13 protein-coding genes are annotated in these 16,868 nt (G+C 40.2%); 12 read left to right on the top strand and 1 reads right to left on the bottom strand.

All coding sequences use genetic code 11. The annotated features are described in order from the left end of the window. Positions 1-33: 33 nt before the first annotated feature. The 8 genes from AWM75_RS02000 (at position 34) to frr (ending at position 11,210) form a co-directional block, all read left to right on the top strand. Positions 34-258, top strand: a complete 225-nt coding sequence (locus tag AWM75_RS02000) for a YneF family protein (protein ID WP_067977609.1) — start codon at positions 34-36, stop codon at positions 256-258. A gap of 78 nt (positions 259-336) precedes the next feature. Next, entirely contained in the window at positions 337-3,867 is a 3,531-nt protein-coding gene (locus tag AWM75_RS08540) for an ABC transporter ATP-binding protein (protein WP_082702020.1), read from the top strand. A gap of 9 nt (positions 3,868-3,876) precedes the next feature. Continuing rightward, on the top strand, positions 3,877-4,539 hold the full coding sequence (locus AWM75_RS01985) for a lysophospholipid acyltransferase family protein (RefSeq protein ID WP_067977606.1): 663 nt from the start codon (positions 3,877-3,879) through the stop codon (positions 4,537-4,539). A 121-nt stretch (positions 4,540-4,660) separates the two neighbouring features. Continuing rightward, positions 4,661-7,879 (top strand): DEAD/DEAH box helicase, encoded by a 3,219-nt coding sequence (locus AWM75_RS01980; RefSeq protein WP_067977604.1) that lies wholly within the window; start codon positions 4,661-4,663, stop codon positions 7,877-7,879. Positions 7,880-8,035: 156 nt separating this feature from the next. Then, positions 8,036-8,809 carry a 30S ribosomal protein S2 gene (gene rpsB / locus AWM75_RS01975; protein ID WP_067977602.1) on the top strand — a complete coding sequence of 258 codons (774 nt, stop codon included), beginning with the start codon at positions 8,036-8,038 and terminating at the stop codon, positions 8,807-8,809. 120 nt (positions 8,810-8,929) lie between these two features. Continuing rightward, positions 8,930-9,805: a translation elongation factor Ts gene (gene tsf / locus AWM75_RS01970; protein ID WP_067977599.1), complete on the top strand. Its 876-nt coding sequence runs from the start codon at positions 8,930-8,932 to the stop codon at positions 9,803-9,805. A 114-nt stretch (positions 9,806-9,919) separates the two neighbouring features. Next, positions 9,920-10,648 carry a UMP kinase gene (gene pyrH / locus AWM75_RS01965; RefSeq protein ID WP_067977597.1) on the top strand — a complete coding sequence of 243 codons (729 nt, stop codon included), beginning with the start codon at positions 9,920-9,922 and terminating at the stop codon, positions 10,646-10,648. A gap of 1 nt (position 10,649) precedes the next feature. Beyond that, positions 10,650-11,210 carry a ribosome recycling factor gene (gene frr, locus AWM75_RS01960; RefSeq protein WP_067977595.1) on the top strand — a complete coding sequence of 187 codons (561 nt, stop codon included), beginning with the start codon at positions 10,650-10,652 and terminating at the stop codon, positions 11,208-11,210. Between the two features lie 318 nt (positions 11,211-11,528). On the opposite strand, the gene AWM75_RS01955 is transcribed toward frr, so the two are convergent. After that, positions 11,529-12,881 carry an ISL3 family transposase gene (locus AWM75_RS01955; protein ID WP_067977420.1) on the bottom strand — a complete coding sequence of 451 codons (1,353 nt, stop codon included), beginning with the start codon at positions 12,879-12,881 and terminating at the stop codon, positions 11,529-11,531. Between the two features lie 222 nt (positions 12,882-13,103). Between AWM75_RS01955 and AWM75_RS01950 the strand changes: the two genes are divergently transcribed. From AWM75_RS01950 to rseP, 4 genes are read left to right on the top strand one after another with little or no spacing between them, the layout of a single operon-like run. Continuing rightward, entirely contained in the window at positions 13,104-14,012 is a 909-nt protein-coding gene (locus AWM75_RS01950; protein ID WP_067977593.1) for an SIR2 family NAD-dependent protein deacylase, read from the top strand. Further along, positions 14,012-14,755, top strand: coding sequence for an isoprenyl transferase (locus tag AWM75_RS01945; protein WP_067977591.1), 744 nt, complete (start codon positions 14,012-14,014; stop codon positions 14,753-14,755). The genes AWM75_RS01950 and AWM75_RS01945 overlap by 1 nt, the downstream gene beginning before the upstream one ends. 9 nt (positions 14,756-14,764) lie before the next feature. Further along, positions 14,765-15,559 (top strand): phosphatidate cytidylyltransferase, encoded by a 795-nt coding sequence (locus AWM75_RS01940; protein ID WP_067977589.1) that lies wholly within the window; start codon positions 14,765-14,767, stop codon positions 15,557-15,559. A gap of 17 nt (positions 15,560-15,576) precedes the next feature. Beyond that, complete coding sequence (gene rseP / locus AWM75_RS01935) at positions 15,577-16,842, top strand: RIP metalloprotease RseP (protein ID WP_067977586.1); 1,266 nt, start codon at positions 15,577-15,579, stop codon at positions 16,840-16,842. Positions 16,843-16,868: the final 26 nt, after the last annotated feature.

Here is a 16,868-nt window from a genome sequence, read left to right as displayed (position 1 = left end):
GAAAAGATGAATTGACCAGAAAGGAGTGGCAAGATGACAACATTTACTTGGACATTATTAGTAATTGTGGCGCTAATTGCCGGTGCCGCTGGTGGCTTTTTCCTAGCGCGTCGCTATATGATGAATTATTTCCAAGAAAATCCTCCGATTTCAGAAGAAATGATCGCATCCATGTTAACGCAGATGGGTCAAAAACCATCAGCTAAACGGGTAAGACAAATTACCCAGTCCATGCGCGGCCAAGGTCGTAAAAAATAGATATGATAATTAAAATAAGGTTGGGGCTAGTCTTCAACCTTATTTTAACTTTTTGCTCAATTTAAGAAAGGAGTCTATATGTTTGCCATCTTTAAAAAGCTATCTTGGTTTTTTAAGTTAAGGTGGAAGTCTTACGGATTTGGGGTGATCGCCCTCATTATCTGCGCAATCTTATCTGCGGCCACACCTAGAATTATTGGTCAGCTTATAGATGTGATTGCCCAAGGTCAACTCACCTGGCCAATTTTATTTACATATACAGGATTAATTTTATTTTTTGCTATATTAATGTACGCCCTACGTTATGGCTGGCGAACTGCAATCTTTGGTAACTCTACCTTATTGGAGTCCATACTAAGGAATCGATTGTTTAAACATTTTACTCAGATGGATGCAGAATTTTTCCACCACTACCGTACGGGTGACTTGATGGCCCATGCGACTAATGATTTAGCTGCCCTACGTTTTGTAGCAGGTGGGGGCATACTTACCTTGACTGATTCGATTTCTATTTCAATTGTTACGTTAGCTTCGATGTTTTTAATGGTGGATTGGCAATTAACCTTGATCACAATTTTGCCCTTTCCACTCCTGATTATTGCCTCTCGTTTCCTTGGTCGCCTAATCAACCGCCGTTTTCGCGTGTCTTTAGAATCTTTTTCAGCCATGAACGACCGGGTCCAAGAATCGGTTGGTGGCATGAAGGTCATCAAGGCTTTTGGTGAAGAGTTAGATAATCAAGCTGATTTTGAGGCAGAGACAGCTAATGTGGTAGAAAAAAACCGCTTAGTCTATCAAGTAGAAGCCGCCTATCGGCCAATTATTACGCTGATTACTGGCTTTTCCTACATTATTGCCTTGTTTGCTGGCTCTTACTATGTGGCCAATGGCCGAATTAGTATTGGCCAGCTAATTGCTTTCTTTTCCTACCTAGGTATGATGGCCTGGCCATTGCTAGCAGTAGGCAATCTTGTAAATACACTAGAGCGAGGCAATGCCTCGTACGACCGGATAGCTGATTTGCTAAGTTATCAAGCTGCTATTGTCGAAAAGGAAAATCCAATTAGACAGGTACCAGCCGGGGATATTGATTTTCAAATTACTAGTTTTACCTACCCTGATGACCAAACGCCTACCTTACGTGATGTGCATTTTTATTTACCAGCTGGTAAAAGCTTAGGAATTGTTGGTAAAACTGGTAGCGGTAAAACGACGATTTTTAAATTACTACAAAGACAATATGATAATTATCAAGGTCAGATTAAATTAGGCGGTTACCAGATCCAAGATTATAGTTTGGATAGCTTAAGTCAGGCCATAGCTAGTGTACCCCAAGACAATTTTCTCTTTTCAACGACTATTAGGGATAACATCCGCTTTGGACGCCCTGAAATGAGTCAAGACCAGGTAGAACACTATGCTAAGTTAGCTGGTGTGCACCAGGATATTCTTGGTTTTGAACAAGGTTACGATACCGAAGTAGGCGAACGTGGTGTTTCCTTATCTGGGGGGCAAAAACAACGTATTGCAATCGCCAGAGCCCTAGCCATAGAAGCAGATTGTCTAATATTAGATGATTCCTTATCGGCTGTAGATGCTAAAACTGAGCAAGAAATTCTGGACCATCTCAAAGAAAATCGAGCTGGTAAAACTACCCTCATTGCTGCTCATCGCTTATCTTCCCTGATGCATGCCGATGAAATTATTGTGCTTGACCAGGGGGCAATTGTCGAAAGAGGTAGCCACCAGGACTTAATCGACCAGGCTGGTTGGTATAGTCAGATGTATCACCAACAGCAATTAGAAGACCAGATAGGAGGGGATGCAATGGCGCGTAAACCAGTAAAGTTTAGCCTGAAAGACCAGGGCCAAATTTTAAGCCTGCTATTTAATTTTGCTAAAGCTTATTGGCCAGGTTTCCTCTTAGCCCTGGCAATGATGGTTATCGTATCAACTGTTACAGCTGTTTTGCCGATGATTATACAAACTTACTTGGATGACTATATTGTGACCCAGTCTGTTAGCTTGAGAATCAGTTTGATTTTTTCGAGCCTATATTTGGGACTGACTCTAGTCCAAAGCCTAGCAACTTATATTCAGGATTACAGTTTTAAATTAGCAGCTGAGAATACGGTTGCCAGTATTCGTAACCGAGTTTATCAACATGTCACCCAATTAGGGATGCGGTTTTTTGACCAGGTATCCAATGGCACAATTGTTTCCCGAGTTACCAATGACACAGAAACCATCAAGCAATTCTGGAATGTCTTTTTAACTTTCTTAAGTGGCTTTTTTAATATCATATCAATCATGATTGCTATGTTTAGTTTAGATCAGGATTTGGCTTGGCTCTTTGTAGCCTTTACGCCCATCATGGTCCTATTAATTTACCTCTATCAAAAATATTCAACCGTAATATATGGCCGGATGCGCGAAGCCCTCAGCCAACTTAATGCACGTTTGAGTGAATCAATTTCAGGTATGGGGATTATTCAACAATTTGGCCAAGAAGACCGGATGCGACAAGCCTTTGATGAAGTCAATCAAACTTATGTGGTAGCTAGGAAGGCTATGTTCGCCATGAATGCCTTGCTATTAAATCCTGCTATTAGTTTATTGGAGGCCCTAGCACTTGTCTTGGTACTTTATATTTTTGGATTACAAGATTTGCAGGGCTTGGCAGTTGATATTGGTGTATTATATGCCTTTACTTCATACGCAGGGTCATTCTTTAGGCCGATGGGGCAAATGATGGATAGCTTGTCTATTTTCCAGGATGGCTTGGTGTCTGGTTACCGGATTCGTGATTTATTAGCTTATGATGCTTATGCGCCAACCAGCCGTCCTGGTAGTCAGGCTAAGATTGGTCAAGCAGGTTTATCAGTTAAAAACCTAAACTTTTCTTATGATGGTGACCACCAGGTACTTAAGGATATCTCCTTTGAAGTGCCAGCTGGACAAACAGTAGCCTTTGTTGGACAAACAGGCTCAGGAAAGTCATCCATTATTAATGTGCTGATGCGTTTTTATGATTACCAGTCCGGGGAAATAAGAATTGATGGTCATGATTTGCGCGATATTAGTATGACGAATCTGCGTAACCAAGTCGGTTTGGTTTTACAAGACTCCTTTATGTTCTATGGAAGTGTGGCTGATAATATTCGACTCCACGGCGATTATGACGATGCCATGGTCCAAGCAGCAGCTCGCTTCGTTCATGCTGATGGTTTTATTGAAGATTTACCTGATGGCTATGACAGCCAGGTGATTGAGGGTGGCGCTGCCTTTTCAACAGGCCAAAAACAATTGTTAAGTTTCGCCCGTACAATTCTTAGAGAACCCAGCCTCTTGATTTTGGATGAAGCAACTGCTAATATCGATACTGAAACTGAGGCACATATCCAATCAGGACTAGCTAATATGCGCAGGGGCCGCACGACGATTATGATTGCTCACCGCTTATCTACCATTAAGGATGCTGACCAGATATTTGTACTCAAGCAGGGACGCATTATTGAAGCGGGTAATCATGATGACCTAATTGCCCTTGGCGGTACTTACTACGATATGTATCAGTTACAGAATTTTACAGACCATTTAGTTGATTAGAGGAAGAATATGTACAACTTTTTAATTTACTTGGTAAAAGGGCTACTTTTTTTAGTTAACGGGCCGACCCATTTTGAATATCATCCGGACTATGATGCGAACCAACAATATCTAGTGATATCACCACATCGGACTATTTTGGACCCGCCTATGATTGCTTTGGCCTTATTACCCCACAAGATTTCCTATATGGCTAAAAAGGAATTATTTAAACCAGCTTTTGTGGCTTGGTTGTTGAAGAAAGTCCATGTGATTCCAGTAGACCGGCAAGCACCGGCTATGGAAACACTCAAGACTTCAGTCAATGTGCTTAAAAAAACTGATCGCCATTTGGGTATCTTCCCAACAGGGTCACGTTACTCCACAAAAATTAAACCAGGGGCAGTCAATCTGGCTAAAATGGGTCAGGTGAATCTTTTGCCAGCAGTATACCAAGGCCCCTTGGAAATTTCTGGCTTATTTTCCTGGAAGCAGGCTAACCGGGCTAGGGTAAGAATTGGTAAGCCAATTATCTTGCCCGATAAAAAACGCTTAACTAAAACAGAAATAAGTGATTTGGAAGCTCAAATTGCCCAGGCCTTTGTGGAAACAGATAAGGCGTTAAATCCGGATTATCATTATGATATGGAAGCGGCGCTAGCTAAACGTGATCGAAAATATAAGCGAAAATAGAAAAACTTAGAGACTCAGCTTAGTCTGGGTCTTTTTTGGTACGAACTATTATATCCTATTTAGCTGAGTAACTTTTGATATATGTTATAATGTAGGGAACAAAAAGGAAAAGGGTGGCAGTATGAAGTGGTCAATTCCCAGTCATATTATTGATGAAGCGCGTGGTCTAGTAGATGATGGTCGGGTGCTAAAAGTGGTACCGAATGAAACAGATCAAATATGGCAAGGCGAAGTCTTGGATAATAAATTGTATTATGTGGCCTTAGATGGAGGACCCAAAGAGCATGACCAGTGCCAGTGTGACATCTGGGAAAAGCGGGGGTTTTGTCCCCATACAGTAGCGGTCGAACTGTTTATGCGCGACCATGATGTGGTGCGGGTGATGAAATTTTCTCAGCAGCCGCTCTTCCGCTATCCTGAAATTGATGAAAACGATCAGACAGCTGGCCTGGATGTCATCTTAGAAAACTATCACAATTTACTGAAGACAAACTATCAATTTTCAAATCATGATAAGGCTGGGCTAGCCCCCTTGACAATTAAGATTGAGCTTTATGAATCTGGCCAGTATGATTATCTGGACTTAGCCACAAATCATATCTATATGCGCCTCAAACTAGGCCTCAAGGGAGGTGCTCACTATTACATCCAGGATTTTGAAGACTTCTTTAAAAGTTTTAGCCAGGAAGGCCTCTATCTTTTATCAAAGCGTAAGCAAAGTATGGTACTACTTAAAGCGTCTGCCTTTGATGAAGACAGCTATCGATTACTAAAGACTTTAGCCCAGGACTACTTGCACGAATTAGATTACTTAACTGATGTCGCTCATGCTGGATCGAGCAAGCAAATCAGGCAATTCTACTACTTAAATCATAGCCAACTCAGGAAGATTTTGAATTATTATAGCCAAGGAAAGTACCAAGTCAGTTATTTTGTAGATGATGATAGAGTTGATATCCAAGTATTAGACCGTGGTGCGCCCAATCTGCTTGACTATCAACAATTAGCTGAAAATAATTTTTTAATCACAATGCCTAAACAGATAAAAATATTTATATATTATGGCATGTTGCGAATTGATAACCATATATACCTATATGACCAGCTTCACTATCCAGACTTTCAGGATTTGCTATTTGTGCGCCAAAATCTGGAGGAAGTAAATTACCAACTCGAACTAGACCAGGAGGGTCTGGATCACTTTACCAGCCTCTTTGGGCGCCCCGTATTAAAATTTGGGACAATCAAAGGTCTAGACTTGCTTTCGCCTCCGATATTAAACCAAGATAAGTTAGATGTTTTAGTGTATTTGGATAGTATCGGCCATGGTCTACAAGCGCAGTTGGTCTACCAATATGGGAGGACTCGTTTTTCCGAAGATTACCAATTAGAAAAAATTGATGACCAGCAACTAGTAGTTAGAGATATCCGCGCTGAATTTGAAGCTGAAAATATTATGAAAATGCTCGGTTTCACTTGGCATAATCGCCAGCTACAGTGGCAAGGGGATAGTTTAGAAGACATAGTGGGCAAAATTAATGATATCAGGCAATTAGTACCGGCTAGCTACCAACTTGTCTTAACTAATAACCTTCGTTACCTTAATAAACGATCTTTCCAGAGTCAGATTAAGGTTGACCAAGATCAAACTAACCGCCTCTTATCGATTAATTTTTCGGTTACAGATGTTAATCCAAGGGATGTTGATTATATCTTAAAAGCAATTGAGCAAGAAGACCGTTATCTGCGTTTAGAGGATGGTCAATTAATTAATATCGACCAGGTAGTAGCCCAAGACCAACACCAGATATTGAGCCGTCTTTATCAAAATGATCAGGCTTGGGAAAATGGTCAGGCCATACCAGTCTATCAGGCCATCGGTTTTGCTGATATGCTAAGCGATAGCCAAGCCTTTCAAAATCTCTATCAGGATTTAGTTAATCCAAGCTATCCAATTGATATCCAAGCACTAGGCTTCCAAACAGCCTTAGCTGACTACCAACAATATGCGCTACAATGGCTAATGAGCTTGGCTAAGTATCAGCTTGGTGGGCTGTTAGCTGATGAAATGGGCTTAGGGAAGACAGTCCAGATGATTGCATTTATTCTGGCCTTAAAGGATAAACAGCCTGATTTAAGTGTTTTAGTCGTTGGCCCAGCTTCCGTTTTATATAATTGGGACCATGAAATTAAACGATTTGCACCAAGTTTAGCCAGTCAGGTTATTGATGGCGATATTGATGAGCGCGAGAATTTACGCCGGGATAATGCGGAGAAAATTTGGATCACCTCTTACCAAAGTTATCGTAATGATCAAGCAGCCTACCAGGCTTTGCATTTTGATCTGCTAATCATCGATGAAGCCCAAGCAATAAAAAATGATTCTACCTTACTCTACCAGGCCTTAAAACAGCAGGCGGCTAAAACTAGAATCGCACTATCAGGGACACCCTTAGAAAATCATCTAGATGAGTTTTGGGCCTTGATGAATATCGTCCTGCCAGGTTTATTGCCTGATAAACGCCACTATAAAACCCTTTCAATTGATGAAATCAAGCAATTAACCCGGCCCTTTGTCTTACGTCGAACTAAGCAAGAAGTGGCTTTGCAATTGCCTGGTAAGGAAGTTTTTGATAAGTACACCCAGTTAAGCAAGGAACAAAAATCCATCTACTTAGCCTACCTCAAAGATATTCAAAGCCAACTCAACCATGAACAGGGCCCGCAAAAGGTGACCATGGAATTATTGGCTGGTATTACCCGCCTGCGGCAAATTTGCTGCCATCCTAAACTAGTTAATCCTGACTATGAAGCTAGTTCCGGTAAGTTTGAATATTTTAAAGAATATTTATCCAGAGCTCTAAATGAAGGCCGCCGCATTCTTGTTTTCTCTCAATTTACGGCCATGCTAGAAATTATTGCTCAATATCTAGATCAGGAAGAGATTGCCTACATGACCTTGACTGGACAAACAAAAAAGACGCAGCGCCAGGCTGATATCGATGCTTTTAATCAAGGCCATGGTGATGTTTATCTGATTTCGCTCAAGGCGGGTGGCGCAGGGATTAACTTAACAGGGGCCGATACGGTCTTTATGTATGATTTATGGTGGAATCCGGCGGTTGAAGAACAAGCAATTGGTCGTGCTCACCGGATTGGCCAGACTAAAGAGGTATCAGTTTACCGCTTTATATCTGAAGGAACAATTGAGCAACGGATGAGTGAACTCCAGGAAGAAAAACGCCAGCTCTTTGATTCTCTCTTTAATCAAGAAGATAGTCAGGTTAATCATAAAATCACTATTGAGGACCTGCGTTATATTCTAGATATCCCGCAATAATTGCTTGCTAAAAAAAATATCTTATGGTATGATAATTTGGTGCTCGAAATGCACATCATTTCACACCCAAGGGATGAAGACGCTTGGTGCTCCTAAGAGGAGTTGCGTATTTTAGAACTTGGGGCGGAAAATAAAACCAAATGGAGGAATTTATTCATGGCAGTAGTAAGCATGAAACAATTATTAGAAGCAGGTGTCCACTTCGGTCACCAAACACGTCGCTGGAATCCAAAAATGGATAAGTATATCTTTACTGAGCGTAATGGTATCTACATCATTGACCTACAAAAAACTGTTAAGTTAATCGATGAAGCCTACGACGCTGTTCGTGAAGTAGCTGCTGACAACGGCGTTGTTTTATTTGTGGGTACAAAAAAACAAGCCCAAGATTCAATCAAAGAAGAAGCAGAACGTGCTGGTCAATATTACATCAACCATCGTTGGTTAGGTGGTACCTTGACTAACTGGGAAACCATCCAAAAACGTATCCAACGTTTGAAAGACATTAAAAATATGGAAGAAGATGGTACTTTTGATGTACTTCCTAAGAAAGAAGTTGCGGGCTTAATCAAAGAACGTGAACGTCTTGAAAAATTCTTAGGTGGTATCGAAGATATGCCTCGTATTCCAGACATGATGTTCGTTGTTGATCCGCGTAAAGAACGGATTGCCATTCAAGAAGCACAAAAATTAAATATTCCTGTAGTTGCAATGGTTGATACCAACTGTGACCCAGATGAAGTAGATTATGTGATCCCTTCAAATGACGATGCTATTCGTGCTGTTAAATTAATTTCAGCAACCATCGCTGAAGCGGTTATTGAAGGACAACAAGGTACTGACAACGATGTTCAATTTGAAGCCAGCAATGACTTTGAAGAAAACATTGATGAATTAGTTGAAGAAGATACTGAATCAGTTGAAGATTAATTCAAGTCATAGTATTATAAAAGTATAAAAGGAGGCTATCTGATAATTTTAAGCGTTGGCTTTACTTTATTAGATAGCTTTTTTACTGGAAACCCATATAATTTAGGAGGAATCTTACACATGGCTGTAACTGCAAAAGAAGTAAAAGAATTACGTGACCGTACTGGCGTTGGTATGATGGATGCTAAAAAAGCATTAGTTGAAACTGACGGAGATATGGATAAAGCAATCGACTTCCTACGTGAAAATGGTTTAGCTAAGGCAGCAAAAAAATCTGACAGAATCGCTGCTGAAGGTTTAACTAAAGTGGTTGTTCGCGGTAATGAAGCGGTTATTTTAGAATTAAACTCTGAAACTGACTTCGTAGCTAAAAACGAACAATTTATTAACCTATTAGACAGTTTGGCATTTGCTATCCTAGACCAAAAACCAGAATCAGTAGAAGCGGCTATGGAAAATGTGACAATTGAAGGTCAAAAACTTTCAGAGCACATTGCTGAAAAAACATCTGTTATTGGTGAGAAACTAGATTTCCGTCGTTTCGAAATCTTCACTAAGACAGACGATCAAGAATTTGGTCATTACGCTCACCAAGGTGGCCGTATTTCAGTTTTAGTTCAATTAACTGGTGGGGACCAAGACTTAGCCAACGGTATTGCCATGCATATCGGTGGTTTAAATCCACGTTTCTTAGATGAAGAATCTGTACCAGCTGATGTCCGTGAACATGAAAAAGAAGTTTTAACTGAACAAGCCTTAAACGAAGGTAAGCCAGCTAATATTGTTGAAAAAATGATTGCTGGTCGTTTACGTAAATTCTTCTCTGAAATTTGCTTAGTAGATCAAGACTACTTATTAGATGACAGCAAGACAGTCGGCGAAGTAGCTAAAGAGGCTGGCGCTAAGATTGACTTCTTCCGTCGTTATGAAGTAGGCGAAGGTATCGAAAAACGGGAAGAAAACTTCGCAGATGAAGTTGCTCAACAAATGAAATAATCTAAACTCTACTAGCACGTATATCATATATAGGCTTATAGAAACAAGTGAAGCTAGGCCACCACGACCTAGCTTTTCTTGTATAAGAAAAATTCTAGGAAGAGGGTAAACAAGATGTCTGTGGAAGCGAAATATAAACGTGTTGTCTTAAAGTTATCAGGGGAGGCCTTGTCAGGTGGTAGTGGTTTTGGTATTAATCCTGACAAAATGAAGGCGATTGCTAAGGAACTTAAAGAAGTTCATGATTTAGGCGTACAAATTGCTATTGTGGTTGGTGGCGGTAATATCTGGCGAGGACACACCGGTGAAGAGATGGGTATGGAGCGTGCCCAAGCTGACTATATGGGCATGCTTGCTACGATTATGAATGCTTTGGGTTTGCAAGATGTGCTAGAAAATATTGGTGTGCCTACCCGGGTGCAAACTGCTATTGAAATGCGAGAAGTAGCTGAGCCTTATATTCGGCGCAAGGCTGAACGTCACTTAGAAAAAGACCGAGTAGTTATCTTTGCTGGTGGTACTGGTAATCCTTATTTTTCAACTGATACGGCTGCAGCTTTGCGGGCTGCTGAAATTGATGCCGACGTTATTCTTATGGCAAAAAATGGGGTCGATGGTGTCTATTCAGCAGACCCACAAAAAGATGCTTCGGCAGAGAAGTATAGTGACTTAACCCACTTAGATATTATAAGTAAAGGTCTTCAGGTGATGGATACCACTGCCTCATCACTAAGTATGGATAATGATATTCCTCTGGTTGTGTTTGATTTAAATCAACCAGGTAATATTCGGCGTGTTGTTTTAGGTGAAGAAATAGGTACGACAATTAGAGGAGAAGAATAAGATGTCAGTAGATACTGTTTTAAAAGAAACTAAAGAGCGGATGGCTAAATCGGAAAACTCTTTACAGAATCAGTTAGCCCGTATTCGGGCTGGCGTAGCCAATGCTAGTTTATTAGATGGTGTAATGGTGGAGTACTATGGTGCCCCAACGCCACTTAATCAATTGGCTAATATCACAGTCCCTGAGCCTCGTATGCTTTTAATTACACCATACGACAAGACGGCCTTGGCAGAAATTGACCGGGCCTTACAAATGTCAGATATTGGTATTCCGCCTACTAATGATGGCAATGTCATTCGTTTGGTTATCCCAGCCCTGACCAAGGAACGTCGCCAGGAATTAAGCAAAAATGTCGGTAAAGAACTTGAAGCTGCCAAGGTAGCCGTTAGAAATATTCGCCGTGATGCGCTGGACATTGTTAAGAAAGCTGAAAAGGCTGCTGAAATTTCTGAAGATGACTTACGTGACTATGAAAAAGATATCCAAAAATTGACTGATGAAAGTATCAGTCGTATGGATGCTATGGCTAAGGACAAGGAAAAAGAAATTTTAGAAGTTTAGTTTTGATAAATAAGGGCTCTTTGTCAAATAGTGTTGGTGATATTAAAGATCGAAGTTTTGACTTCGGTCTTTTTTATTTTTTCTAGCCATAGGCTAGAGTCTCCAGAGAATTGGTCATCTGTTCAACAGCCATGGCACCGGTTCGAGCCAAGGTCTCTCACCTCGCCAGCCTCAAACAAGCTGTAGTCAATCGCTATATCCGTACGTCGCGTTGCTCCTACGGCTCTAGGATTGTCACAGCTTGTATTTCTTTGGCGTGCTTAACATGGCTAACAGATGCCCATTCTCTTCCGCCTCTAGTAAAAAATATCTTTTAACTTAGGCACATAGGGCCCTAGATTCTGTATCTAGCTTTTCAATCTTTCTATTTATGGTAGGTTTATTTTCCCTCTTTACCTCATATGATTTAAAGGAAAGAAAAGCCCTTGCCCTTAAATGATAAAAATTGCGGTAACCAAATCCGGAACGCTTAATATTCTTAATTTTATTATTCATACCCTCAATTGGCCCATTGGAAAGTGTATAACGAAAGCTATTGATAATAGCAGGTAAGTATTTGAGCAGAGTATTCATCGTTTTTCTCAAATTCTTCGGGAGCCGTTGGCTCTTATTGCGACTAATTGTATGTAGGAAAGCATTGATATTCCCTGTTTTAAGGTGATATTTGAGCTCATTGACGACATCATAGACTTTTCTAAATTTACTGTCGATATTAAGCATAAATTCAACTATACCTGCTTCTGTTATAAGGCCATCAAATAAGCGATGTGTGCGGTAATTAACACTATTCAGTGCTTCTTGGTTCTTTAAAATCAGCTTCCATAACTGTTTCAATTTCCGATAGTGTGTTGATTGCTTAGGTTGTTGATTCATCACAAGAATCCGTTGGCTATTCAAAGTCTGATTCAGTAGTTGGACAATATGGAATCGGTCAATAATAATTTTCGCATTTGGAAAGATTTGTTGTAAAAAATCATAATAAGGTGAGTACATATCCATGGTAATCGTTTCAACTAGCTTTCTCTTTTCCAGAGGGAAACGCATAAAATAATCTCTTAAATAAGCTTGCGTCCGATCTTCTAATATATCAAATAAACGATGATTAGCTGCATCCACTAGGATGCAAGACATAGCGCCTGAGACATTTTTAACAGATTTAAACTCATCAATAGATAAATGCCTAGGTAGTTGCCGGTAACTTTGTTTGAATTGTTTAGCAGTCGATTCAAGCAGACGAATAACAGTAGAATTTGAAATATTAAGTTTTTTAGCGATTAAGGACATACTTTGCGACTCTGATAATTCTTGTATCGCTAAACACTTGATTTGGCGACTAATAAAGCAATTTTTAGCAACTAGATTAGAAGAGGCTGTAAACGTAATTTGGCAATTTTTACAGAAAAATCGCTGTTTTTTTAATACTAAAGAGATTGGTTGTGTGTTGAATTCACCTATTAAAATGCGCGATAGTTTATAACCATGCTTAATAATACTAGCTTGGTCAGCCTCCTTATGGAGGCAATTTGGACAGCTGTCTGGTTGATAAGTTAGTGTGCCGTAGATTACTTTATGAGTCACTTGTTTAATCTTTTTAATCGTTACCTTGTCCTCTAATTTAATATTTTCGTCTGTAATACTTAATAGGTTTTTGATACAATCATTTTGAGCCATGTGAATTCTCCTTTGTAGTTTTGTCTGACAACTTAATTATAAAGAATTCACTGGCTTTTTGTGATTCCAAATAAAAAAAGGTGTCAGTGAGTTTTTACTCACCAACACCAAAAAGTATAGAACCTAAATAAGAGGTTAGGAGTTTTCCTAACCTCTTATGTTGTTTTTGGCAGAAAAATTCGCTACACTAGATAGGTATTAAAAGAGGAAGGAAGTTGGCATGTGACTTGGACTTGGCAATCAGAGCTAGCGGCGAGCGCAGGTTTAGCGGATCACTTGCGTCTTAAGTATTTATTAGACCAAAGTGATTACGTATTATTTGGAGTTGGTGCTGGTATGGGGGCTGCCGATGGGTTTAGCTATGTTGGTCCCCGTTTTACTGAAAACTTTGCAGATTTTATCAATAAATATGGTTGGTTCGATCTTTTTCAAGCTTCAGTTTTTGAGTTTCCAACTTTAGAAGAAGAATGGGCATTTTTTTCGCGCTTTGTTGACTTGAATTACTTGTCTCAGCCAGTTGGTCCTTCTTATTTAGCTTTAAAAGAGCTCGCTAGTCGTTACCCTAGCCATGTCATTACTTCCAATGCTGACAATGCTTTTGAAGCGGCTGGTTTTGATGCTAACCAGGTATTTGATGTCCAGGGTAAATATAATCTGCTGCAGTGTAGTCGTGGCTGCCATGCCAAGCGCTATCCTAATGAAGCTTTAATGAAAAAAATGCTTGCCAGTCAAGATAAGATGCTAGTTCCTAGTGAACTAGTCCCTTACTGTCCTAAATGTGGGGCACCAATGGCTCTTAACCGCCGAAATCATACAGATTGGATGGTAGAAGACCAGAAATTTTATCAAGACCAGGCGCGATTTATTGATTTTCTGCAAGCTGCTAAGCAAAAGAGGTTGGTGCTTTTAGAGCTAGGTTGCGGTTATATGGCGCCCCAAGTTATTAAACATCCTTTCCAACAATTTACCGAAGCCTTTAATAATGTCTTATACGTGACTGTTAATTTAAAGGATTACCATATTCCTCATGCAATTAGAGATCGTAGCCTATGGATTAATCAGGATATTAAGGTTTTGATGTCTAATTTAGCAGCAAGTTATGACAATAATAAAGAAGTGGGTGACCATTAATGATACAAGAAAATTTAGTCTTCAATCCTGAATTACCAGTTCCTCAGCATGTGGCAGTAATTATGGATGGTAATGGACGTTGGGCCCAGGCCCAGGGATTGAAGCGGACGGCTGGCCACCGTGAAGGCCTTAACGCCTTGCGCCGAGTGGCTATAGCAGCAGCACAAATGGGTATTAAGGTAATTACCGCCTATGCCTTTTCAACTGAAAACTGGCGGCGCCCACAAGAGGAAATCAGCTATTTGATGTCCTTACCCAAGTTGCTCAACGATGACGTACTACCAGAGTTGATGGCCAATGATGTTAAAATAACTATTACTGGTAGTTTAGAAGGGGTAAATCGAACGACTCAAGCCTATATTAATGAAGCAATTGCTAAGACTAAGGACAACAAAGGCCTTATACTTAATATTGCTTTTAATTACGGTAGCCGTGCGGAAATAGTCAAGGCTAGCCAATCTATAGCCCAACAGGTAGCAGAAGGGCAACTTGCTGTTGGAGATATAGATGAGGAGCTTTTCTCCCGTTCTTTACAAACAGCTTTTCTCAATGATTTGCAAGATCCAGATTTTTTAATCAGGTCAAGCGGAGAAGTGCGTTTAAGTAATTACCTGTTATGGCAACTAGCATACAGCGAGATGTATTTCGTTGATACCATGTGGCCAGATTTTGACCAATCGGTATTTGAATCATGTATTGCTGTTTACCAGCACCGCCATCGTCGTTTTGGCGATGTATCCTAGGAGGTCGTCATGCAACAGCGCGTAATTACGGCTCTAGTAGCTTTGGCCATTTTTATTCCGATTCTCTTACTAGGAGGCTGGGCATTGGAGCTGCTCATGGCTTTAATTGGTGTAGTCTCCATGTTTGAGTTATTGAAAATGCGTAAACAACCTCTAGTGAGTTTTCTTAGTCTAGCTGGATTATTTTGTATGCTGGTGATTTTATTGCCTAGCAATTATCTTTTCTTTATGAACCAAGAAATTGATAAATTTTTAGTTTTTTATGCGGGTGTTGTCTTAATGCTTATTCACATGGTGAGGCGTCCGCACCAGATTAATGTGGAAGATGTAGCAGCTGTTAGTTTTTTTGCCATATATTTAGGCATGGGTTATCATTATTTATTGATGATTCGTGATATGGGGCTTAGCTACTTATTTTTAGGCTTAATAATTATTTTTGCAAATGATAGTTTTGCCTACCTAGTTGGTCGTGCCGTTGGTAAGCACAAGTTAGCTCCTGAAGTATCTCCAAATAAGACAATTGAAGGTTCAATAGGTGGCATCGTGGGGGCCTACACCTTAAGTACAATTTTTCTCCTATTGACGCCTAGTCTCAATATTTCTGCAGGCCAAAATATTATTTTAGTCTTAATTCTGGCTTTGGCTGGTCAAATGGGGGATTTAATTGAATCTACAATGAAACGCTACTACCAGGTTAAAGATTCCGGCCATATTTTGCCGGGTCATGGTGGTTTAGTAGACCGTTTCGACAATTTATTAATTGTTATGCCCCTTTTTTACTTTGTCCTCTCTTATCTTAATTAGCAGTTTGAGGTGAACTGATGCAAGCAATTATTGCTTTTATTTTTATATTTTGTTTAATAGTTATTATTCATGAATTTGGCCATTTTTATTTTGCCAAACGGGCCGGTATTCTGGTCAGAGAATTTGCAATTGGTATGGGACCTAAACTTTTTTCCCATCGCGGCCAAGAAACCACGTATACTGTGCGGATGTTACCCTTGGGCGGCTATGTCCGGATGGCCGGTATGGAAGAGATGGCCGAAGAACTTGCGGTTGGTCAACAAATACTCATTCGCCAAAATGATTCAGGACTAGTTAATTTTATTTCCATGGATGCTGAAGCTAATCATACGGAAGGTTTGCCTCTTGAGGTCCACCAGGCAGATTTAGAAGATGACTTATTTATTGCTGGTATTGCTTATGGCGACAGTCAAGTGAAAAAATTTCATCTGGCCGAAGATGCGATTATCGAGGAAGTTGACGGCACGCGTGTCCGAATTGCACCACGTTATCGGCAATTCCAGGCGGCTAGCCTAGGTCAGCGCATGATGGTAAATTTTGCCGGCCCCATGAATAACTTTATTTTAGCGATTGTTACCTTTATTATTCTAGCTTTTGTTCAAGGTGGCGTGATGACTAACCAGCCTGTTGCTGGTGAGATTGTAGCAAATTCGCCGGCCCAAGCAGCTGGTTTACAAGCAGGAGATCAACTGCTTGCCGTAGATGGTCAAGATATTAGCAGTTTCGATAACTTTATCAGCCAGGTACAGGCTAGCAACCAGGAGACGATTGACTTAACTATTGATAGAAACGGGTCACAAAGATCCATCACAGTTACACCTGATGTGGAGCAGGGCCAAAATGGCCAGACAGTTAAGCAAATTGGTGTGTATCGTCCTAAAAATACGTCTTTTTGGGCTAAGATAGCCTTTGGTTTTAGCCAAACTTGGGCAATTATTACAGGCATTTTTGCAGTATTTAAAGAGATTTTCACTACTGGTTTTAATATCAACTATTTTGGTGGTCCAGTATATATGTATCAAGCAACCAGTCAAGTCGTTGGACTGGGATTTACTGGTCTGCTGTCCTGGCTAGGCGCGCTTAGTGTAAACCTAGGTATCGTTAATCTCCTGCCTATTCCAGCCTTGGATGGAGGCAAGCTGGTGTTTAATGTTATTGAAGGTATACGTGGTAAGCCTGTAAGTGAAAAAACTCAGAGTATTGTATCTTTGATCGGTGTGGCCTTAGTATTTATTTTAATGGTAATGATCACCTGGAATGATATTTTAAGATTGTTTGGATAAGTTTTTAGCAAGGTCGAAGTTTGATT

It is taken from the genome of Aerococcus urinaehominis (genome assembly GCF_001543245.1).
GTDB classification, from domain to species: Bacteria; Bacillota; Bacilli; order Lactobacillales; family Aerococcaceae; genus Aerococcus; species Aerococcus urinaehominis.
The sequence above is the reverse complement of the archived record's forward strand: the minus strand, read 5'-3'. Positions and strand labels throughout refer to the sequence as shown.

Coding starts and splice junctions, on each gene's coding strand:
- AWM75_RS01985 (WP_067977606.1), top strand. CDS start 3,877: ATGTACAACTTTTTAATTTACTTGGTAAAAGGGCTACTTTTTTTAGTT.
- AWM75_RS01940 (WP_067977589.1), top strand. CDS start 14,765: ATGCAACAGCGCGTAATTACGGCTCTAGTAGCTTTGGCCATTTTTATT.
- frr (WP_067977595.1), top strand. CDS start 10,650: ATGTCAGTAGATACTGTTTTAAAAGAAACTAAAGAGCGGATGGCTAAA.
- AWM75_RS01955 (WP_067977420.1), bottom strand. CDS start 12,881: ATGGCTCAAAATGATTGTATCAAAAACCTATTAAGTATTACAGACGAA.
- rpsB (WP_067977602.1), top strand. CDS start 8,036: ATGGCAGTAGTAAGCATGAAACAATTATTAGAAGCAGGTGTCCACTTC.
- pyrH (WP_067977597.1), top strand. CDS start 9,920: ATGTCTGTGGAAGCGAAATATAAACGTGTTGTCTTAAAGTTATCAGGG.
- rseP (WP_067977586.1), top strand. CDS start 15,577: ATGCAAGCAATTATTGCTTTTATTTTTATATTTTGTTTAATAGTTATT.
- AWM75_RS08540 (WP_082702020.1), top strand. CDS start 337: ATGTTTGCCATCTTTAAAAAGCTATCTTGGTTTTTTAAGTTAAGGTGG.
- tsf (WP_067977599.1), top strand. CDS start 8,930: ATGGCTGTAACTGCAAAAGAAGTAAAAGAATTACGTGACCGTACTGGC.
- AWM75_RS01945 (WP_067977591.1), top strand. CDS start 14,012: ATGATACAAGAAAATTTAGTCTTCAATCCTGAATTACCAGTTCCTCAG.
- AWM75_RS01980 (WP_067977604.1), top strand. CDS start 4,661: ATGAAGTGGTCAATTCCCAGTCATATTATTGATGAAGCGCGTGGTCTA.
- AWM75_RS02000 (WP_067977609.1), top strand. CDS start 34: ATGACAACATTTACTTGGACATTATTAGTAATTGTGGCGCTAATTGCC.